The sequence below is a fragment of the uncultured Aliivibrio sp. genome (assembly GCF_946479765.1).
In the GTDB taxonomy this organism is placed as follows: domain Bacteria; phylum Pseudomonadota; class Gammaproteobacteria; order Enterobacterales; family Vibrionaceae; genus Aliivibrio.
The window spans coordinates 60477-81039 of record NZ_CAMLHO010000014.1 but is presented as its reverse complement, the minus strand read 5'-3'; the positions used below and the strand labels follow the sequence as shown (position 1 = coordinate 81039).

At 40.8% G+C, this 20563-nt stretch carries 17 protein-coding genes; 14 read left to right on the top strand and 3 right to left on the bottom strand.

Annotation, left to right across the window (positions count from 1 at the left end):
- The first annotated feature begins 283 nt into the window (after nucleotides 1-283).
- The 8 genes from secE to rpoC all read left to right on the top strand — a co-directional run bounded on the left by secE (nucleotide 284) and on the right by rpoC (nucleotide 12187).
- On the top strand, nucleotides 284-661 hold the full coding sequence (gene secE, locus Q1K78_RS07605; RefSeq protein WP_300176271.1) for a preprotein translocase subunit SecE: 378 nt from the start codon (nucleotides 284-286) through the stop codon (nucleotides 659-661).
- A gap of 12 nt (nucleotides 662-673) precedes the next feature.
- Complete coding sequence (nusG, locus tag Q1K78_RS07600; protein ID WP_300176268.1) at nucleotides 674-1219, top strand: transcription termination/antitermination protein NusG; 546 nt, start codon at nucleotides 674-676, stop codon at nucleotides 1217-1219.
- A gap of 118 nt (nucleotides 1220-1337) precedes the next feature.
- The gene (rplK, locus tag Q1K78_RS07595) at nucleotides 1338-1766 is read left to right on the top strand and encodes a 50S ribosomal protein L11 (RefSeq protein WP_300176265.1); all 429 of its coding nucleotides are present in this window, start codon (nucleotides 1338-1340) and stop codon (nucleotides 1764-1766) included.
- Between the two features lie 4 nt (nucleotides 1767-1770).
- Nucleotides 1771-2475 (top strand): 50S ribosomal protein L1, encoded by a 705-nt coding sequence (rplA, locus tag Q1K78_RS07590; RefSeq protein WP_300176262.1) that lies wholly within the window; start codon nucleotides 1771-1773, stop codon nucleotides 2473-2475.
- Nucleotides 2476-2721: 246 nt separating this feature from the next.
- Nucleotides 2722-3216, top strand: a complete 495-nt coding sequence (gene rplJ, locus Q1K78_RS07585) for a 50S ribosomal protein L10 (RefSeq protein WP_300176259.1) — start codon at nucleotides 2722-2724, stop codon at nucleotides 3214-3216.
- Nucleotides 3217-3271: 55 nt separating this feature from the next.
- Nucleotides 3272-3637, top strand: a complete 366-nt coding sequence (gene rplL, locus Q1K78_RS07580; RefSeq protein ID WP_300176256.1) for a 50S ribosomal protein L7/L12 — start codon at nucleotides 3272-3274, stop codon at nucleotides 3635-3637.
- A gap of 232 nt (nucleotides 3638-3869) precedes the next feature.
- Nucleotides 3870-7898 carry a DNA-directed RNA polymerase subunit beta gene (gene rpoB, locus Q1K78_RS07575; RefSeq protein ID WP_300176253.1) on the top strand — a complete coding sequence of 1343 codons (4029 nt, stop codon included), beginning with the start codon at nucleotides 3870-3872 and terminating at the stop codon, nucleotides 7896-7898.
- A gap of 71 nt (nucleotides 7899-7969) precedes the next feature.
- On the top strand, nucleotides 7970-12187 hold the full coding sequence (rpoC, locus tag Q1K78_RS07570; protein WP_300176250.1) for a DNA-directed RNA polymerase subunit beta': 4218 nt from the start codon (nucleotides 7970-7972) through the stop codon (nucleotides 12185-12187).
- A 285-nt stretch (nucleotides 12188-12472) separates the two neighbouring features.
- Here the strand turns inward: rpoC and rsd are convergent, their stop codons facing one another.
- Nucleotides 12473-12955: a sigma D regulator gene (gene rsd / locus Q1K78_RS07565; RefSeq protein WP_300176246.1), complete on the bottom strand. Its 483-nt coding sequence runs from the start codon at nucleotides 12953-12955 to the stop codon at nucleotides 12473-12475.
- A gap of 161 nt (nucleotides 12956-13116) precedes the next feature.
- Between rsd and nudC the strand changes: the two genes are divergently transcribed.
- From nudC to Q1K78_RS07545, 4 genes are all read left to right on the top strand, one after another.
- Nucleotides 13117-13908, top strand: a complete 792-nt coding sequence (gene nudC, locus Q1K78_RS07560; RefSeq protein WP_300176243.1) for an NAD(+) diphosphatase — start codon at nucleotides 13117-13119, stop codon at nucleotides 13906-13908.
- 120 nt (nucleotides 13909-14028) lie between these two features.
- Nucleotides 14029-15096, top strand: coding sequence for a uroporphyrinogen decarboxylase (gene hemE / locus Q1K78_RS07555; protein ID WP_300176241.1), 1068 nt, complete (start codon nucleotides 14029-14031; stop codon nucleotides 15094-15096).
- 145 nt (nucleotides 15097-15241) lie between these two features.
- Nucleotides 15242-15694, top strand: a complete 453-nt coding sequence (locus tag Q1K78_RS07550; protein ID WP_300176238.1) for a TerB family tellurite resistance protein — start codon at nucleotides 15242-15244, stop codon at nucleotides 15692-15694.
- Nucleotides 15695-16054: 360 nt separating this feature from the next.
- Nucleotides 16055-16648 carry a DUF416 family protein gene (locus tag Q1K78_RS07545; RefSeq protein ID WP_012551277.1) on the top strand — a complete coding sequence of 198 codons (594 nt, stop codon included), beginning with the start codon at nucleotides 16055-16057 and terminating at the stop codon, nucleotides 16646-16648.
- 101 nt (nucleotides 16649-16749) lie between these two features.
- On the opposite strand, the gene Q1K78_RS07540 is transcribed toward Q1K78_RS07545, so the two are convergent.
- Nucleotides 16750-17811, bottom strand: a complete 1062-nt coding sequence (locus Q1K78_RS07540) for a hemolysin family protein (protein ID WP_300176235.1) — start codon at nucleotides 17809-17811, stop codon at nucleotides 16750-16752.
- Nucleotides 17812-18031: 220 nt separating this feature from the next.
- Between Q1K78_RS07540 and Q1K78_RS07535 the strand changes: the two genes are divergently transcribed.
- Together Q1K78_RS07535 and Q1K78_RS07530 are read left to right on the top strand one after the other, a co-directional pair.
- Nucleotides 18032-18304: an HU family DNA-binding protein gene (locus Q1K78_RS07535; protein ID WP_122033826.1), complete on the top strand. Its 273-nt coding sequence runs from the start codon at nucleotides 18032-18034 to the stop codon at nucleotides 18302-18304.
- A gap of 39 nt (nucleotides 18305-18343) precedes the next feature.
- On the top strand, nucleotides 18344-19048 hold the full coding sequence (locus Q1K78_RS07530) for a DUF1481 domain-containing protein (RefSeq protein WP_300176229.1): 705 nt from the start codon (nucleotides 18344-18346) through the stop codon (nucleotides 19046-19048).
- A gap of 76 nt (nucleotides 19049-19124) precedes the next feature.
- On the opposite strand, the gene purD is transcribed toward Q1K78_RS07530, so the two are convergent.
- Entirely contained in the window at nucleotides 19125-20417 is a 1293-nt protein-coding gene (purD, locus tag Q1K78_RS07525; RefSeq protein WP_300176226.1) for a phosphoribosylamine--glycine ligase, read from the bottom strand.
- Nucleotides 20418-20563 lie beyond the last annotated feature (146 nt).

The following is a 20563-nucleotide window of genomic DNA, read 5'->3' as shown; positions in this document are numbered from 1 at the left end:
CCGTGAAGGTGGCCGTACAGTTGGTGCTGGTGTTGTTGCTAAAATCTTCGCTTAAGATTTGACTAAGTACTAATAAAAAGGGCATCATTCGATGCCCTTTTTCTGCGTTGTATTGTGTGTTGTTTTATTTTTGCTCTACACTTTTAAGAAAATGCAGAGCACAGCGCAGATAAATTAGCAAATCGCTGGTTTATAGGATGAAGAGAGTAGGGTATATTTACTCTTGTTTTTGAATTTCTGTCTAATGATGGAAAATGATTTTAGTTATGTCACAGGTTGGTTTATGAAAACAAATACTGAGACGACAGAAACTTCAGGCGCAGTTGATACAATTAAGTGGCTACTAGTTCTAGTACTACTTTCTGCTGCGGTTATTGGTAATTATTTACTAGCTGATTTGTCTGTTGTTATTCGAGCTGCCGGTGTCGTTGCATTGATTGCTGCTGCTGGTGGTATTGCTGCCTTCACAGCAAAAGGTCAAACTGCAATTGCATTTGCTCGTGAATCAAGAATGGAAGTACGTAAAGTTGTTTGGCCTACACGCCAAGAAACAATGCAAACAACTTTCATAGTTCTAGCTGTATGTATCGTAATGGCTCTTATTCTATGGGGTATTGATGGTATTATGGTTAGACTAATTGGCTTAATCACAGGTGTTTGAGGATAAGTGATCATGAGTGAAGCTCCAAAGAAACGTTGGTATGTAGTTCAAGCCTTTTCTGGTTTTGAAGGTCGTGTATCACAATCGTTACGCGAACATATTAAAATTCATAACATGGAAGAGTTATTTGGCGAAGTGCTTGTACCAACTGAAGAAGTGGTAGAAATGCGTGCTGGACAACGTCGTAAAAGCGAACGTAAATTTTTCCCTGGTTACGTGTTAGTGCAAATGATCATGAATGATGAATCATGGCACTTGGTACGTAGTATTCCACGTGTTATGGGGTTCATTGGTGGTACTTCAGATCGCCCAGCACCAATCACAGATAAAGAAGCCGATGCTATTTTAAATCGTCTTGCACAAGCGAGTGAAGCTCCTCGTCCTAAGACATTATTTGAAGCAGGCGAAGTAGTTCGTGTTACTGAAGGCCCATTTGCTGACTTTAACGGTACTGTTGAACATGTTGATTATGAAAAAAGTCGCATCAAAGTATCAGTTTCTATCTTTGGACGTGCAACTCCAGTTGAACTAGAGTTTAGTCAAGTAGAAAAAAACTGATCGAAAAACCATCAAGACTATTGTAAATCGCATGAATTATTATTATAATTTCGCGCGTTTTTGTTAACGGGGAGCTAATCCAGTTGGATGGCGATTGAACCCAAAATTAGGAAATATTATGGCTAAGAAAGTTGAAGCTTATATCAAACTGCAAGTTGCAGCAGGTATGGCGAACCCAAGTCCACCAGTTGGTCCTGCTCTAGGTCAACACGGTGTAAATATCATGGAATTCTGTAAAGCGTTTAACGCAAGAACAGAATCTGTTGAGAAAGGTCTACCTACTCCAGTTGTTATCTCTGTATATAGCGATCGTTCTTTTACGTTTATTACTAAGACTCCACCTGCTGCTGTTCTTCTTAAGAAAGCTGCTGGCATTAAGTCTGGTTCTGGTCGTCCAAACACTGAGAAAGTTGGTACTATTACTGACGCTCAAATACAAGAGATCGCAGAAACTAAAGCTGCGGACATGACTGGTGCTGACATTGAAGCTATGAAGCGTTCAATTGCTGGTACTGCTCGTTCAATAGGTCTAGTGGTAGAGGGTTAATAAAATGGCTAAACTTACTAAGCGTATGCGTAATATCCGCGAAAAAGTGGAAGTTACTAAAGACTACGAAATCAACGAAGCTGTTGCTCTTCTTAAAGAACTAGCTACTGCGAAATTCAATGAAAGTGTTGATGTTGCTATCAATCTTGGCATTGATGCACGTAAATCAGACCAAAACGTACGTGGCGCAACTGTGCTACCTCACGGTACTGGTCGTAATGTTCGTGTTGCTGTATTCACTCAAGGTGCAAATGCAGAAGCTGCTAAAGAAGCTGGCGCTGATCTAGTAGGCATGGAAGATCTTGCTGAACTAGTTAAGAAAGGCGAAATGAACTTTGACGTAGTTGTTGCTTCTCCAGATGCAATGCGCGTTGTTGGTCAACTAGGTACAATCCTAGGTCCTCGCGGTCTTATGCCAAACCCTAAAGTTGGTACTGTAACTCCTAACGTTGCTGAAGCAGTTAAAAATGCTAAAGCTGGTCAGGTTCGTTACCGTAACGACAAAAACGGCATCATCCACACTACTATCGGTAAAGTGGATTTTGATGCTGCTCAACTTAAAGAGAACCTAGAATCTCTTCTAGTTGCACTTAAAAAAGCAAAACCAACTTCAGCGAAAGGTGTTTTCCTGAAGAAGGTAAGCATCTCAACTACAATGGGTGCTGGCGTATCTCTAGATCAAACGACTCTAGATACTGCTACAAACTAATTTGCAAAGGCGTAGGATTTGTGTATAATCCTGCGCTTATCAAATTTATGGTTGGGGCTACTTAATTTTTAATTAAATAGTCTCCGTCCAAGACCGCAGGCGCTCGCAAGAGCTTAATAAAACCTGCGTAGACGGTGCCGAACTAAAGGCTAATTTTTTCGAAATTAGTTTTCTGTGAATGCATCGTAATTACTCTCCTACAGTTTTTGTAGTGAGTGGTGTAATCACAACCAGAGGTTAATCCAAATGGCTTTAAATCTTCAAGACAAAAAAGCAATTGTTGCTGAAGTCAACGAAGCAGCCAGTGGTGCACTTTCTGCAGTTGTAGCTGACTCTCGTGGCGTTACTGTTGGCGCAATGACTTCTCTACGTAAACAAGCGCGTGAAGCGGGTGTTTACATGAGAGTTGTTCGTAATACATTAGCACGTCGTGCAGTAGAAGGTACTCAGTATGAGTGTCTACAAGACACATTTACTGGCCCATCTCTACTTGCATTCTCTAACGAGCACCCAGGTGCTGCAGCACGTCTTTTCAAAGACTTTGCCAAAGAGAATAAAAACTTCGAGATTAAAGCTGCTGCATTTGAAGGCGCAGTTACTGATGCTGATCTACTAGCGACACTACCAACTTACGACGAAGCAATTGCACGCTTAATGATGTGCATGAAAGAAGCTTCTGCTGGTAAATTGGTACGTACTATCGCTGCTGTTCGTGATCAAAAAGAAGAAGCTGAGGCATAAGCCCTGCTTTATTTGATTACAAAATAAATTATTGTTGACTTAAAAGAGAATTGTTATGTCTATTACTAACGAGCAAATCCTAGACGCAGTTGCAGAAATGTCTGTAATGCAAGTTGTTGAGCTTATCGAAGCTATGGAAGAAAAATTCGGTGTTACTGCTGCTTCTGCTGTAGTTTCTGGTGGCGCAGCTGCTGAAACTGCTGAAGAGCAAACTGAATTTGACGTTATTCTTACTGCTGTTGGCGGAAACAAAGTTTCTGTAATCAAAGCAGTACGTGGCGCTACAGGTCTTGGCCTGAAAGAAGCTAAGGGTCTTGTAGACTCAGCTCCTGCTGCACTTAAAGAAGGCGTTGATAAAGCTGAAGCTGAAGGCCTTAAAGCACAGCTTGAAGAAGCTGGTGCAACTGTTGAAATCAAGTAATTATTACTTAGTTTCATAGCCTAGCGGCTAATGGCTGGTGGTTTATTAACCACTGGCCTTTTTGCGCTGTAGGGTATAGGGTAATTTCACACTGTTTAAAGCCCCTATATTCGAGCAAAAAACATAGTCTCAATCAGAGATTATGTCCTACAGTAAACAGTGTTATTAGTTACTGTCCCAACCTTTCGAAGGCGGACGGTTCGGGTCACTTATCAGCGAGCTGAGGAACCCCATGGTTTACTCTTATACAGAGAAAAAGCGCATCCGTAAGGATTTTGGTAAGCGTCCACAAGTGTTGGACATACCATACTTACTATCGATCCAGCTTGATTCTTTTACTAAGTTTATCGAGCAAGATCCTGAAGGGCAATACGGTCTTGAGGCTGCCTTCCGTTCTGTCTTTCCAATTCAGAGCTACAATGGCAACTCTAAGCTAGAATACGTTAGCTACAATCTCCGTGAGCCAGAATTTGACGTTAAAGAATGTCAAATCCGCGGTGTTACTTATTCTGCACCTTTACGCGTTAAATTACGTTTAGTTGTATACGATAGAGACGCACCTGCAGGCACGGTAAAAGACATTAAAGAACAAGAAGTCTACATGGGCGAAATTCCGCTTATGACAGACAACGGTACTTTTGTAATCAATGGTACTGAAAGGGTTATCGTATCCCAGCTGCACCGCAGTCCAGGTGTCTTCTTCGACAGCGATAAGGGTAAAACCCATTCATCTGGTAAAGTTCTTTATAATGCACGTGTAATTCCTTACCGTGGTTCATGGTTAGATTTCGAATTTGATCCTAAGGATAACTTATTCGTACGAATCGACCGTCGTCGTAAATTACCTGCAACGATCATCTTACGCGCTCTTCGTAAAACAACAGAAGAAATCTTAGATTTATTCTTCGATAAAGTTGTATTTGAAGTGAAAGATCAAACGTTAATGATGGAATTGCTTCCAGAGCGTTTACGTGGTGAGACTGCAACATTTGATATTGAATCGAACGGCAAGGTTTATGTTGAAGCCGGTCGTCGTATTACTGCGCGTCATATTCGTCAATTGACGAAAGACGAAGTAAATTCTATCGAAGTACCAGTAGATTATATCGTAGGTAAAGTGGCTTCTCACGATTACGTGAATGAAGATACCGGTGAGATTATTATCGCGGCTAACCAAGAGTTTAGCTTAGAAGATCTTGCTAATTTATCTCAAGCTGGCCACAAAAAGATCGAAGTGTTATTTACGAATGACCTTGATCATGGTGCATACATCTCTGACACATTACGTGCAGATTCAACTGTTGACCGTTTATCGGCTCTAGTTGAAATTTATCGAATGATGCGCCCAGGCGAGCCACCAACAAAAGAAGCTGCTGAATCATTATTTGAAAGCCTATTCTTCTCTGAAGATCGTTATGACTTATCGACTGTTGGTCGTATGAAGTTCAATAGCTCAATTGGTCGTGATAATGGTGAAGGCGCAGGCATCCTTGATGAAACAGACATCATCGAAGTTATGCGTAAACTGATCGATATTCGTAACGGTAAAGGCGAGGTTGATGATATCGATCACCTTGGTAACCGTCGTATTCGTTCTGTTGGCGAAATGGCAGAAAACCAATTCCGTGTTGGTTTAGTTCGTGTAGAACGTGCTGTTCGTGAACGTCTAAGTCTTGGTGACCTTGATGCAATTATGCCTCAAGATCTTATCAACGCTAAGCCGATTTCAGCTGCAGTTAAAGAATTCTTTGGCTCTTCACAGCTATCTCAGTTTATGGATCAGAATAACCCATTGTCAGAAGTTACGCACAAACGTCGTATTTCTGCTTTAGGGCCTGGCGGTCTAACTCGTGAGCGTGCTGGTTTCGAAGTTCGTGATGTACACGCGACTCACTACGGTCGCCTATGTCCAATCGAAACGCCTGAAGGACCAAACATCGGTCTAATTAACTCATTATCAGCGTATGCTCGATGTAATGAATATGGTTTCCTAGAAACTCCATATCGTCGTGTTGTTGATAATATCGTGACTGAAGATGTAGATTACCTATCTGCGATTGAAGAAGGTACTTTTGTTATTGCACAGGCGAATGCCGTGTTAACAGAAGAAGGTACTTTCGCTGATGAATTAATCATCGCTCGTCAGAAAGGTGAATCAGGCCTACATCCACGTGAACACATCCAATATATGGATGTCGCGACAAACCAAGTTGTATCTGTAGCTGCGTCGCTTATTCCGTTCCTAGAACACGATGATGCGAACCGTGCCTTAATGGGTGCAAACATGCAACGTCAAGCTGTACCTACATTAAGAGCTGATAAGCCTTTAGTTGGTACTGGTATTGAGCGTTGTGTAGCAATCGATTCAGGTGTAACTGCTGTTGCTAAACGTGGTGGCATGGTTCAGTCAGTAGATGCTTCTCGTATCGTTATTAAAGTGAACGAAGAAGAATTGGTATCTGGCGAAGCTGGTATCGATATCTACAACTTAACTAAATACACTCGTTCTAACCAAAATACGTGTATCAACCAACGTCCAACAGTGCTTCCTGGTGAACCTGTTACTCGTGGTGATGTTCTTGCTGATGGTCCATCAACGGATCTTGGTGAGCTTGCACTTGGTCAGAACATGCGTATCGCATTTATGCCTTGGAATGGTTATAACTTCGAGGATTCAATCCTTGTGTCTGAGCGTGTAGTTCAGGAAGACCGTTTCACGACGATTCACATTCAAGAACTATCTTGTGTGGCTCGTGATACCAAACTAGGTTCAGAAGAGATCACAGCAGATATCCCTAACGTAGGTGAAGCTGCTCTGTCTAAACTTGATGAATCAGGTATTGTTTATATCGGTGCTGAAGTTAAGGGTGGCGACATCCTAGTTGGTAAAGTTACGCCTAAAGGTGAAACTCAACTGACTCCTGAAGAGAAGCTATTACGAGCCATCTTTGGTGAAAAAGCATCAGATGTTAAAGATTCTTCTCTACGTGTACCAAACTCTGTTTCAGGTACTATCATTGACGTACAAGTATTTACGCGTGATGGTGTTGAAAAAGATAAACGTGCTCTAGAAATCGAACAAATGCAGCTGAAAGAAGCTAAGAAAGACATCACTGAAGAATTCCAGATTCTTGAAGGTGGCTTATTAGCACGTGTTCGCACTCTTCTTACGCTTGCAGGTACTTCTGAAGTTAAACTTGATGCGATGGATCGTAAGCAGTGGTTAGAAATCACGCTTGATGATGAATCACAACAAAATCAACTTGAACAGCTTGCTGAGCAATATGATGAACTTAAAGCTGAGTTCGATAAGAAATTCGAAACTAAACGTCGTAAGATCACTCAAGGTGATGATCTTGCACCAGGCGTGCTGAAAATCGTTAAAGTTTACCTAGCGGTAAAACGTCGTATTCAGCCTGGTGATAAGATGGCGGGTCGTCATGGTAACAAGGGTGTAATCTCTAAGATTAACCCTGTTGAAGACATGCCTTATGATGAAAAAGGTCAGCCAGTAGATATCGTACTGAACCCTCTGGGTGTACCTTCTCGTATGAACATCGGTCAAATTCTTGAAGTTCATATGGGTCTTGCTGCGAAAGGTGTTGGTGATAAACTTAACCAAATGCTTAAAGAGCAACAAGAACTGCATAAGTTCCGTAACTTCTTACAAAAAGTATACGATCTTGGTGAAACTCGCCAAGAAGTAGACATCGCTGCACTGTCTGATGACGAAGTTCGTACATTAGTTAAGAACTTACGCGGTGGTTTACCAATTGCAACACCAATTTTTGATGGTGCTCCAGAATCATCAATTAAAGAACTATTAAGACTTGTTGATCTGCCAGAATCTGGTCAGTTGAAATTGTTTGATGGTCGTACTGGTGATGCGTTTGAGCGTCCTGTAACTGTTGGTTACATGTACATGCTAAAACTAAACCACTTAGTTGATGACAAGATGCACGCACGTTCTACCGGCTCTTACAGCCTTGTAACTCAGCAACCACTTGGTGGTAAAGCTCAGTTCGGTGGTCAGCGTTTCGGTGAGATGGAAGTATGGGCGCTTGAAGCATATGGTGCTGCATATACTCTACAAGAAATGCTAACAGTTAAGTCGGATGACGTGAACGGTCGTACTAAGATGTATAAAAACATCGTAGATGGCGATCATCGTATGGAACCAGGTATGCCAGAATCATTCAACGTATTGTTGAAAGAGATCCGCTCACTTGGTATCAACATCGAGTTAGAAGACGAAGAATAATCTCATTGAGATTGTCCGGTAGAATATAAGGCGCTCGCCGAGCGCCTTTTTTCTCCTTACAGGAGCCGAATGTGAAAGACTTATTAAAGTTTCTGAAAGCACAACATAAGACTGAAGAATTTGATGCAATCAAAATCGGTCTTGCTTCACCTGACCAAATTCGTTCATGGTCTTTTGGTGAAGTTAAAAAGCCAGAAACAATCAACTATCGTACCTTTAAGCCAGAACGTGACGGTCTTTTCTGTGCACGTATCTTTGGCCCAGTTAAAGACTACGAGTGCTTATGTGGTAAATATAAGCGCCTGAAGCACCGTGGTGTTATCTGTGAAAAATGTGGCGTAGAAGTAACGCAAACTAAAGTTCGTCGTGACCGTATGGGCCACATTGAACTTGCGTCTCCTGTTGCACACATCTGGTTCCTTAAGTCACTTCCATCTCGTATTGGTTTGTTAATGGACATTCCTCTACGTGATATCGAACGTGTACTTTACTTTGAATCATATGTGGTTACAGAGCCAGGTATGACTGATTTAGAGCGCAGTCAACTTCTTTCAGAAGAAGAGTATCTTGATAAGCTAGAAGAATTTGGTGACGAATTCACAGCTAAGATGGGTGCAGAAGCGATTAAAGACTTGCTTGGTTCAATGGACATGCAAGCTGAAATCGAGAACATGCGTGAAGAGTTAGAAACAACTAACTCTGAAACAAAACGTAAGAAGCTGACTAAGCGTTTGAAACTTGTAGAAGCATTTGTTCAATCTGGTAATAATCCAGAATGGATGATCTTAACTGTTCTACCTGTTCTTCCGCCAGATCTTCGTCCTCTAGTACCACTAGATGGCGGTCGTTTTGCTACGTCTGATCTAAATGACTTATACCGTCGTGTGATTAACCGTAACAACCGTTTGAAGCGTCTTTTAGACCTAGCTGCACCAGACATCATTGTACGTAACGAAAAACGTATGCTGCAAGAGTCTGTGGATGCGCTGCTTGATAACGGTCGTCGTGGTCGTGCGATTACAGGTTCTAACAAACGTCCTTTGAAATCTCTTGCTGATATGATCAAGGGTAAACAAGGTCGTTTCCGTCAGAACTTGCTTGGTAAACGTGTAGACTACTCTGGTCGTTCTGTAATTACAGTAGGTCCATACCTTCGTCTACATCAGTGTGGTCTTCCTAAGAAGATGGCACTTGAACTATTTAAACCATTTATCTACAGCAAATTAGAAGGTCGTGGTCTTGCTACGACAATCAAAGCTGCTAAGAAAATGGTAGAGCGTGAAGAAGCGATTGTTTGGGATATCCTAGATGACGTAATTCGTGAACACCCAGTACTGCTTAACCGTGCACCAACACTTCACCGTCTTGGTATTCAAGCGTTTGAACCAGTACTAATCGAAGGTAAAGCGATTCAGCTTCACCCGCTTGTGTGTGCGGCATATAACGCCGACTTCGATGGTGACCAGATGGCGGTACACGTACCTCTAACTCTGGAAGCTCAATTAGAAGCACGTACCCTAATGATGTCGACGAATAACATTCTGTCGCCAGCATCAGGTGACCCAATCATCGTTCCTTCTCAGGATGTTGTATTAGGTCTGTACTATATGACACGTGACAGAATTAACGCGAAAGGCGAAGGCATGTACCTTGAAGGTTTTGCTGAAGCTGAAAAAGCATACCGTACAGGTTGTGCAGAGTTACATGCTCGCGTTAAAGTTCGAATCACAGAAGTTCTTCGTGATGAAAACGGTATTGAAACTCGTGAAACTAAACTGGTTGATACGACTGTTGGTCGTGCAATGCTATGGCAGATCGTTCCTGAAGGTCTACCTTACAGCATCATTAACCAGAAGTTAGGTAAGAAGCAAATCTCTAACCTACTAAATGAGGCATACCGTACTCTTGGTTCTAAAGACACAGTAGTGTTTGCTGACCAAATCATGTACACAGGTTTCGCATACGCAGCATTGTCTGGTGCGTCTGTTGGTATCGATGACATGGTTATTCCTGACGCTAAGTACACGAAAGTAGCTGAAGCGGAAGAAGAAGTTAAGCAAATCCAAGAACAATACCAATCTGGTCTTGTAACTGCGGGCGAACGTTACAACAAAGTTATCGATATCTGGGCAGCAACGAACGAACAAGTTGCTAAAGAGATGATGGATAACTTGTCTTCAGAAACTGTGCTTAACCGTGATGGTGAAGAAGAGCAACAAGAATCGTTTAACAGCGTTTACATGATGGCCGATTCAGGTGCTCGTGGTTCTGCAGCTCAGATTCGTCAGCTTGCAGGTATGCGTGGTCTGATGGCGAAACCGGATGGTTCAATCATCGAAACACCGATCACGGCAAACTTCCGTGAAGGTCTAAACGTAAACCAATACTTCATCTCAACGCACGGTGCGCGTAAAGGTCTTGCCGATACTGCACTTAAAACAGCGAACTCAGGTTACCTGACTCGTCGTTTAGTAGACGTTGCTCAAGATGTAGTTGTTCATTTAGATGACTGTGGAACACTTGAAGGTGTTACCATGATGCCTCTAATTGAAGGCGGTGATGTTAAAGAACCTCTACATGAACGTGTTCTAGGTCGTGTAGTTGCTGAAGATGTATTGAAGCCAGGTACTGATGAGATCCTTCTTCAACGTAACACGCTTCTTGATGAGAAGCAGTGTCAAATTGTTGAAGAAAACTCAGTTGACCAAATTAAAGTACGTTCAGTTGTAAGTTGTGAAGCTGACTTCGGTTGTTGTGCAAACTGTTATGGTCGTGACTTGGCGCGTGGCCACATGGTAAACCAAGGTGAGTCAGTAGGTGTTATCGCTGCTCAATCAATCGGTGAACCTGGTACACAGCTAACAATGCGTACGTTCCACATCGGTGGTGCGGCATCTACGGCAGCAGCAGACAACAGTATTCAAGTTAAAACGACTGGTTCGATTAAACTTCATAATGCTAAGCACGTAACAAATAACGAAGGCAACTTAGTTATTACTTCTCGTGCATCTCAACTGACTGTTATTGATGGGCATGGCCGTACGAAAGAAAGTTACAAGCTATCTTACGGTACTATTCTTTCTAAGAAAGATGGTGATGCAGTGGTTCAAGGCGATAAAATCGCTGCTTGGGACCCGCATACAATGCCAATCATCACAGAAGTACAAGGTCAAGTTCAATTCATGGACATGATTGATGGTGTGACAATCACAACTCAGACTGATGAGTTAACAGGTCTATCTTCAATTGTTATCCTTGATGCGGCTGAGCGAGCTTCTGCTGGTAAAGACATGCGTCCAACAGTGAAACTTGTTGATGCGAATGGTCGTGACATCATGATCCCTGGCACTGAAATGCCAGCACAATACTTCCTACCTGGTAAGGCGATTGTTAACCTTGCAGATGGCGGTAACGTAGGTATCGGTGAAACACTAGCTCGTATTCCTCAAGCGTCAAGTGGTACTAAAGATATTACCGGTGGTCTTCCACGCGTTGCGGACTTGTTTGAAGCTCGTAAACCTAAAGAGCCAGCGATTCTTGCTGAGCACGCAGGTATTGTTGCGTTTGGTAAAGAAACTAAAGGTAAAGTACGCTTATTGATCACTCGTGACGATAACAACGAAGTTTATGAAGAAATGATTCATAAACACCGTCAACTTAACATCTTTGATGGTGATAAAGTTGAACGTGGCGATGTTATCTCTGATGGTCCAGAAACTCCGCACGATATCCTACGTTTACGTGGTATCCACGCAGTGACTGAATACATCACTAACGAAGTTCAAGAAGTTTACCGCTTACAAGGCGTTAAGATTAACGATAAGCACATTGAAACTATCGTTCGTCAAATGCTACGTAAGTGTACGATTACACATTCTGGTGACTCTACTTTCCTTGAAGGTGAGCAACTGGAATTCGCTAACGTGACAATTGCAAACCGTCTGCTTGAAGCAGAAGGCAAGCAACCTGCTCGTTTTGGCCGTGATCTACTTGGTATTACTAAAGCGTCTCTTGCTACTGAGTCGTTCATCTCTGCTGCATCGTTCCAAGAAACGACGCGCGTGCTTACTGAAGCTGCGGTTTCTGGTAAGCGTGATGAGCTACGTGGTCTGAAAGAAAATGTAATCGTTGGTCGTCTAATTCCAGCGGGTACAGGTTTCGCATACCACCAAGCACGTCAAAAGCAAAAAGCAGCAGCGAAAATGGCAGCGAAAGTTGCGCCTTCTGCTGAAGAAGCAACTGATAACTTAGCTGCACTATTGAATGCAGGTTTCTCTTCTGAAGAGTAATTAATTTCGATATACGCTGAATAAAAAGCCCTGCAGAAATGCAGGGCTTTTTTTATACTATTAAACTGCTACTGTTCTAATATTAATACTGAGCAATACACACTTAAACCGTTAGAAAACAAGAAAGTAGATGAAATTGATGGATTGACTATTGATAGAACCCTCACTTGCCTATACGCCAGTAAATCCCAATATTTATTAAGTATGCCTCAGAAACTAATCAGATTTTGTAAATGAGTAAAATTAGCGTTTAACTGTTGTGTATTTAAACGCTTATTTTATCTGCTACGCTCCTGGAGGATAGGATAGGCTGCTTGAAATTTGTTCTATTAGTCCATCTTCAAGTTCGAATCGAAGCTCCATTACCTCTCCTAGCGCAGAAAAGTCTTTATCGAAGTCAGAAAGCAGCAGTTCTTCATCTTCTTTTGCATATTTATCAGTAAAATTGAGGATAGGATCTGTCGTTTTAGTAATGTTTGCATAAAGCGAGCTCATCTCCTCGGTTGGAGAAAATCCGGTACTATCCCATTTAGCCATAACCATGTTATATATTTTGAAATGACCTTCTGAAATATAATCAATCAAATGCTGAGTGAAAGATTGAATGGCCAAAAATGAAGGCAGAGAAGTTGGTGATGAATCAAATGGAGGAAGGCCTGCTAATTTACAATATTTAACCAATAAATCTTGGCGAGTTGATAGCCAGTGGTCAATAACATCATCATTGCCCCCCCATTGTTCTTGGAATTGATTTAGTTTAGTAAGCATAACGATATCCTTGTAGTTGCAAGCAATAAACTAACGTTTACATGAATACCTAAGTAATATCAAAATGCGGTTTCAGTAATAATTACTAGGGTATACACTCATTATTATGTTTATTAAGATTGCCAGTAAATATTGATTGCTGCAAGAGGGTTGTGATAAAGATGTTAAACCAACATACAAAAGCGTATTGGTGTGTCGTAAATGATTCTATGGTTTGGTTAGAGGAAAGCGGTCTTCCTTGTGGCAGTGCAGTTAATTTAAGCTTACCTTTTGATAGTGCGATATGTATTGGAAACCATGAAGGTTATCCCGTTATGTGGTTGAACGACGAGCACATAGAACAAACGGTACAATTCACTAATTTAAGAGAGTTACTACTGGTTAAAGAGTCTCTTTTTTTAATGATAAGCAAAGCCATTCAATATGGTTTTATGGCTCGTGAATTTCGCTTTTGTCCTCAATGTGGTGGTCGAACCCAGCTCAACCTTAATCAAATAGCAATGCAATGTAATGAGTGTCGTAAGTTACATTACCCCCGAATATTCCCCTCAATTATTGTTGCGATCCGTAAAGACGACACCATTTTATTAGCTCAACATCAAAGACATAAAGGTGGACTATTCACCGTATTAGCGGGTTTTGTTGAGGTTGGTGAAACGTTAGAAATGGCGGTTGAGCGTGAAGTGTTTGAAGAAACAGGCATTAAAATAAAAAATATCCGCTATGTGGGAAGTCAGCCTTGGGCATTCCCTTCGAGTCTTATGATGGGATATATGGCCGATTATGATTCAGGAGAGATAAAAGTTGATCCCAATGAGTTGATAAAAGCAGATTGGTATTATCAAGAGAATTTGCCAGAACTCGCACCAAAAGGAACGATAGCAAGATTGCTAATAGAATCGACGCTTGATGAAATTAACGGAAGCAAGAGCATTCATCAATCGACGCTCTGATAAAAACTCAGGCTATGTGAAATATAGAAGATTGGGTTAAATATGATCTTGATAGCAAAGGTGGGCTTTTGTTCATCAAATTGAATGCTACAATAGCGGGATATAATACGAGGAAAGATCATGACAGAATTAAAAAATGACCGCTATTTACGTGCGTTATTAAAGCAACCAGTAGATTACACACCAGTTTGGATGATGCGCCAAGCTGGTCGTTACCTTCCAGAATATAAAGCAACACGTGCAGAAGCCGGTGATTTTATGTCTCTGTGTAAAAATGCAGAGCTTGCTTCAGAAGTAACACTTCAGCCTTTACGTCGTTTTCCTCTAGATGCTGCAATTTTATTCTCAGATATCCTGACAATCCCTGATGCGATGGGACTAGGTTTGTATTTTGAAGCCGGTGAAGGCCCTAAATTTTCACGCCCAATCACTTGTAAAGCTGATGTAGATAAAATTGGCATTCCAGATCCTGAAGGCGAGCTGCAATATGTAATGAATGCAGTACGTCAGATCCGTAAAGATCTTAAAGGTGAAGTGCCACTAATTGGTTTCTCTGGTAGTCCTTGGACATTAGCGACATACATGGTTGAAGGTGGAAGCTCAAAAGCATTTACTAAAATCAAAAAAATGATGTATGCAGAGCCTGCAACACTACACCTATTGTTAGACAAACTAGCTGATACGGTTATTGAATATTTGAATGCACAAATTAAAGCCGGTGCACAATCGGTAATGGTATTTGATACATGGGGCGGTGTATTAACACCTCGTGATTATAACGAGTTCTCATTACGTTATATGCATAAAATTGTAGATGCATTGATTCGTGAAAATGAAGGTCGTCGTGTTCCTGTAACTCTGTTCACTAAGAATGGTGGAATGTGGTTAGAGCAAATTGCAGCAACAGGTTGTGATGCAATTGGTCTGGATTGGACAATCAATATTGCTGATGCGAAGAAACGTGTTGGTGATAAAGTTGCTCTGCAAGGTAACATGGACCCATCAATCCTTTATGCACAACCTGAGCGTATTCGCCAAGAAGTCAGCACTATTCTTGAAGGTTTTGGTAATGAAGGAACAGGCCACGTATTTAACTTAGGCCACGGTATTCACTTAGATGTTCCGCCTGAAAATGCAGGTGTGTTCGTAGAAGCAGTACATGACTTATCTAAGCCATACCATAAATAAAATCTTAGTTTAAAGATTTAACCACCAAAGGAGACTCATTGCAGTCTCCTTTTTTATTGGAACAGAGCTATACTTTTGTTGTCATAAAAATAAGTCATCTAATTAATAGCATTGATATAATTAGGAAATAAATAAAGAGGTCATTATGTTTAAGAAATTACAAACCTTATTGCGAAAAGTGATACATGATGGGGCAGATAGTGGAGCGACAGATATTGCTTCTATGCATTTAGCGATGGCATCTTTGTTGTGTGAAGTCTCTAGAGCGGATCATCAAAGTGATCAAAGAGAAGATGAGGCGAAACTTCAGTTGCTTATGAAGCTACTTGATATCAATAAAGAACAAGCTCAGCAATTATTAATTCAAGCGATAAGTAAGAGTAAAGCGTCTGTTTCTCTTTATGAATTTACCACTAAACTTCGTGAGTTAATGCCACAAGAACGTTATGAATTAATAGAAGCGATGTGGTCAGTTGCCTATGCTGATGGCGTGATTGAGCCGATGGAAGAGGCGGTTATTCGTCAAGTTGCAGATTTGATTTATCTAAATCATTTAGAGTTTATTCGTGCAAAATTATCTGCTGAACCAAAAAAATAATGCGATTAAAGCCTGTAAATTTACAGGCTTTATTATTTATTAATACCCCTTATCAAAATCGACTAAATTCATCACGCCGGCGTAGATAGTTAATAGAAAACTGCTCGAAAACTTATTCAGGGAAACTTATTGCAGCAATGTACGGGGTCACAATAATTAGTAGTGGATCGGCAAGAATAATGTCAGCTTTTTTTAGATTATGACAAATTTTAAGATCAGGAAGATCTGATTACTCAAAAAGTGAGATGTATTTATCTTTTTCTTTTGAAATGATAAGTAATTTATTCATAACCTTCCTTTTGTCATTCGTGGTTATCAAGTACACTTAAAGCGTCATTTTTTTATAGTGTAGAATCGTATATGTTACGCAATCCTATCCAAGTTCGTTTAGAAAAATTTGAACCATGGCAACAAATAACTTTTATGGCTTCTTTATGTGAACGTATGTATCCAAACTACGCGCATTATTGTAAGGCAACAGGCTTTGCAGAGCCTCAAACTTATCGAGTTATTCTAGATAGCATTTGGGAGCTATTGACCGTTAAAAATGCCAAGATTAATTTTGAACGTCAATTAGAAAAACTAGAAGAAATGATCCCTGAGGTAAATGATGATTCAATTTATCTAACTTACCCTGCTATTGATGCATGTGTGGCATTATCTACTTTCTTACACGGGATCTTAGATCGCGATGTATTAGAAGACGCTATGTTTAAAGTTAGTCAACTATCAGTAACAACAGTTGCTCAGTTGGTTGAAGCACAAACTGGTGAAGAAGTTACTGATGAGAATCAAAAAGAGATCGAAGTGATTTGTGAAGAGTGGGATGTTCAATGGGCCATCTTCCGACCACTGCGTGAAGCTGAAGAGCGTGATATTGATTTGATTAAAGATCTACGCCAAGAATTAAGAGATGAAAATGTAAGTAATATTGGCTTAGAGCTGCAATATTAATTTTTGTTCTCATATAAAAAAACCGATGATAATTCATCGGTTTTTTTATATTTATCTAAAGGGGCTTGCTAACACCTTTAATAGTTATTGTGTGAACTTATTTAGTGTTCTTCTTTGTCTGTATTATCAATCACACCGTGTTTCGTTTTCCAATTTGTCCAACGCTGTTGAGCAAGTTGCTGCATATCTGTAGTTTTGTCAGCTTCATCAATAATTTCTTCGCCAACCATGTACTCAAATATATCCTCAAGGGTTAGTAAACCTTGAACCGTACCATACTCATCAATAACAAGAGCAAGTTGCGCTCTGTGCTTCATTAAGTGTTCAAATGCTTTTGGTAAGGTAGACGTACTAATGACTATCTGAATAGGGCGCATGATAGAGCCTAGAGGGTTCTTACCGTGACCTTCATGCATTGCAGAGAACAATTCTAGTCGGTGTGTAAAACCAATAATATTATCACTGTTTTCGCTATAGACTAAAGGACGTGAGAATGGCGTATCCATGTGTTCTTTTAGGAAGTCTTCAACCTTCATTTCAGCATTTACGCGAAACAATACGGTTCTTGGTGTCATTACTTGAGTCACTGGGACATCTTTAATATTTAAGATGTTGGTTAATATTTTAGATTCACCTTCAGCGAATTCACCATTCTCTTTTGCAAGTGTTGCCATGGCTGCAATTTCATCTCTTAGTTTTGGCGCTTGGTGCCCACGAGCTAAGCGTTTAGTTAATTGTTCTGATGCCCATACAACTGGGGTTAATAACAACACCATCCAATAAAGCATTTTTGCCGCCATTGGAGCTAATTGACGCCAGTAAGTTGCACCAATCGTTTTAGGTACGATCTCTGAGAATAATAGGATAGCGAACGTTAAGAACGCTGAGAATACGCCTAACCATTCACTACCAAAAACAATAGAGGCCTGAGCACCAGATGCAGCAGCTCCAGCAGTATGGGCGATAGTGTTTAGCGTTAAAATAGACGCTAAAGGACGATCTACATTATTTTTAAGTTTCGTTAATCTTTCCGCAGCAGGGTGATTTTCCTGACGCATTTTGGCTAAATAACTTGGACTAATACTAAGTAAAATAGCCTCAAGAACAGAACAAATGAAAGATACGCTAATAGAAATGGCGATATAGATGGATAAAATAAACATTATTAATCTCAAAAAAGTAAGCAAGCCCTTATAAAATGGGTGCTGATTGACCAAAATACAATGACTCAGAAATGAAAAACAGTAACAAATTGTGAGACGTTACTCAGTTTGTGCCTAAAGAACCCGCATTCTGTAGCAAGAAGCGCGACAAACCTTTGCCAGATAGGGTCTTTATGCATTAGAGTGAAGGGGATTTTAAAAAAATAGAAGGGAAACCCTAATGAATAAAACCCAGTTAATTGATGCTATTGCTGAAAAAGCAGACCTATCAAAAGCACAAGCAAAAGCAGCTCTTGAAGCGACTCTAGAAGGCGTAACTGGCGCACTTAAAGATGGCGAACAGGTTCAACTTATTGGCTTCGGTACGTTTAAAGTAAATCACCGTGCAGCTCGTACAGGTCGCAATCCTAAGACTGGCGATGAGATTCAGATTAAAGCGGCTAATGTACCAGCATTTGTTGCAGGTAAAGCGCTGAAAGAATCAGTGAACTAAGATATACTTTGCCGAGTTAACCCTTAACTCGGCATTTTTATGAAGCGCATTCTATCTACCTTACTTCTTTCTGTTTTTCTTTTAGGCTGTTCATCAAACCCATCAGGTGAGCAACGCATTAAATCCGTTACCTTTACTGGCGGCCAAATTCAAGGTGATACTACTAGTTACTATTGGTACACTCGTCGACTACAACAACCTATTAACGCCTCTGATTATATATCCATGGGTGACTACGGTTGGTATAAAACCACCTATCGCTGGGAAAAAAACGTATTAGTTGAAGCGGTTAGAGAAGGCGAAATGTTAGATAGTTCTGATGAACTTATCCCTTACATGATGCACGTTCGCTATAATGGCAATGGCGAAGCTGTATATCAACGTTATCGTAAAGATGGTCGTATTTTTCCATTAATGCCAAATCAGTTCGCTCAATTCCAAGATCAATCTAAATATCTAATCGCAAAAGTCGAAGGTCTATATAAAGAAAATGTTTCTTTATATCAAGGTGAATGGAATGGCGAAATATTTTATTCTTGTGATGGTAAGCAATACGATCAATTAGAGTTTAATCAAATATTACCTAATTTTGTGGTGGCAAGACTATCAGGCTTAGATAGTTTTATTTTATTTCTAGGTGAAGAAGTTGACCGAGATAAAAAAGTTCTGAAGATGTCAGAGTTATTGCTATTAACGGATGACAGCTATAAGTGCGTAGAACGTCCAAATCTTATTGAAGATTAATACCCTTAGTCGATTATTTATGAATAAAAAAAGGCGCTATCACAGCGCCTTTTTGCTACTTGTAGAAAAGTAATGCTTATTTACTTTTTAATTCGCGAGCAATGGCTCGGTAACCGATGTCATTGCGGTGGAACATTCCATTCCAGCTTACTTGTTTCGTTAGCTCATACGCACGTTCTTGAGCTTCTGAGACGGTATTACCAAGTGCTGTCGCACAGAGTACTCGTCCACCGTTAGTTATTACCTCACCCGCTTCGTTATTTGTTGTTCCTGCGTGGAATATTTTCTGACCTTCAAGTTCTGTTGCAGGAAGAGAAATAACATCACCTTTTTCATAATCGGCAGGGTAACCGCCGGCAGCTAGAACAACACCAATAGCAGCGCGAGGATCCCATTTAGATTCTGCTTCATCCAGTTTTTCATCGATAGCCATTAAACACAGTTCCACAAGGTCTGATTCCATGCGCATCATAATTGGTTGTGTTTCTGGATCACCAAAGCGGCAGTTATATTCGATTACTTTTGGTGTCCCATCAGCATCAATCATCAAACCTGCATATAGGAAGCCAGTGTAAGGTGCTCCTTCTGCATCCATACCACGAACGGTAGGGTAGATAACTTCTTCTAGAATACGGTTATGGATTTCAGGTGTGACAACAGGAGCAGGAGAATATGCACCCATGCCACCCGTGTTAGGGCCTGTATCTTTATCACCAACACGTTTGTGATCTTGGCTGGTTGCCATTGGTAGAACGCTAGCACCATCAACCATCACGATGAAGCTTGCTTCTTCACCTTCTAAGAACTCTTCGATAACGACACGGCTACCGGCTTCACCAAAAATATTACCGGAAAGCATGTCTTTGATTGCATCTTCAGCTTCTTCCAGAGTCATGGCTACAATAACGCCTTTACCCGCAGCAAGACCATCAGCTTTAACAACGATAGGTGCCCCTTGCTCACGTACATACGCTAATGCAGGCTCAATCTCTGTAAAATTAGAGTAATAACCTGTCGGAATATCATGACGGGCTAAAAAGTCTTTAGTAAATGCTTTAGATCCTTCTAGTTGTGCTGCCGCTTTCGTTGGACCAAAGATAGGTAATCCTGCTTCACGGAATGCATCAACCACACCAATTACTAATGGACCTTCAGGGCCAACGATAGTTAGTTCAATGGCTTTTTCTTTAGCAAATGCAACAAGGCTAGCGATGTCTTCAACATCAATCGCTACGTTTTCTAATTTTGGTTCAAGCGCTGTACCTGCATTACCTGGAGCGATGAATACCGTTTCAACGTTTGGGTTTTGTGCTGCTTTCCAGCCTAAAGCATGCTCTCTACCGCCTGCGCCGATAATTAATACATTCATGTTTTAATCCTTAATACCATCTTGTAATGGGGATAAATTATATAAATCGGTGAATACAAAGTTCAGTGTGCGAAAAACTATAAGAGCAATATTAAGCTCACAGAGTGCACTCATTTGCTCTTATAGGAGCGTAGCGTTCTAGTTTC

What these genes read in the sequence shown, in the direction of transcription:
- secE (WP_300176271.1), top strand. Translation starts at nt 284, where the DNA reads ATGAAAACAAATACTGAGACGACAGAAACTTCAGGCGCAGTTGATACA.
- nusG (WP_300176268.1), top strand. Translation starts at nt 674, where the DNA reads ATGAGTGAAGCTCCAAAGAAACGTTGGTATGTAGTTCAAGCCTTTTCT.
- rplK (WP_300176265.1), top strand. Translation starts at nt 1,338, where the DNA reads ATGGCTAAGAAAGTTGAAGCTTATATCAAACTGCAAGTTGCAGCAGGT.
- rplA (WP_300176262.1), top strand. Translation starts at nt 1,771, where the DNA reads ATGGCTAAACTTACTAAGCGTATGCGTAATATCCGCGAAAAAGTGGAA.
- rplJ (WP_300176259.1), top strand. Translation starts at nt 2,722, where the DNA reads ATGGCTTTAAATCTTCAAGACAAAAAAGCAATTGTTGCTGAAGTCAAC.
- rplL (WP_300176256.1), top strand. Translation starts at nt 3,272, where the DNA reads ATGTCTATTACTAACGAGCAAATCCTAGACGCAGTTGCAGAAATGTCT.
- rpoB (WP_300176253.1), top strand. Translation starts at nt 3,870, where the DNA reads ATGGTTTACTCTTATACAGAGAAAAAGCGCATCCGTAAGGATTTTGGT.
- rsd (WP_300176246.1), bottom strand. Translation starts at nt 12,955, where the DNA reads ATGCTTACTAAACTAAATCAATTCCAAGAACAATGGGGGGGCAATGAT.
- nudC (WP_300176243.1), top strand. Translation starts at nt 13,117, where the DNA reads ATGTTAAACCAACATACAAAAGCGTATTGGTGTGTCGTAAATGATTCT.
- hemE (WP_300176241.1), top strand. Translation starts at nt 14,029, where the DNA reads ATGACAGAATTAAAAAATGACCGCTATTTACGTGCGTTATTAAAGCAA.
- Q1K78_RS07550 (WP_300176238.1), top strand. Translation starts at nt 15,242, where the DNA reads ATGTTTAAGAAATTACAAACCTTATTGCGAAAAGTGATACATGATGGG.
- Q1K78_RS07545 (WP_012551277.1), top strand. Translation starts at nt 16,055, where the DNA reads ATGTTACGCAATCCTATCCAAGTTCGTTTAGAAAAATTTGAACCATGG.
- Q1K78_RS07540 (WP_300176235.1), bottom strand. Translation starts at nt 17,811, where the DNA reads ATGTTTATTTTATCCATCTATATCGCCATTTCTATTAGCGTATCTTTC.
- Q1K78_RS07535 (WP_122033826.1), top strand. Translation starts at nt 18,032, where the DNA reads ATGAATAAAACCCAGTTAATTGATGCTATTGCTGAAAAAGCAGACCTA.
- Q1K78_RS07530 (WP_300176229.1), top strand. Translation starts at nt 18,344, where the DNA reads ATGAAGCGCATTCTATCTACCTTACTTCTTTCTGTTTTTCTTTTAGGC.
- purD (WP_300176226.1), bottom strand. Translation starts at nt 20,417, where the DNA reads ATGAATGTATTAATTATCGGCGCAGGCGGTAGAGAGCATGCTTTAGGC.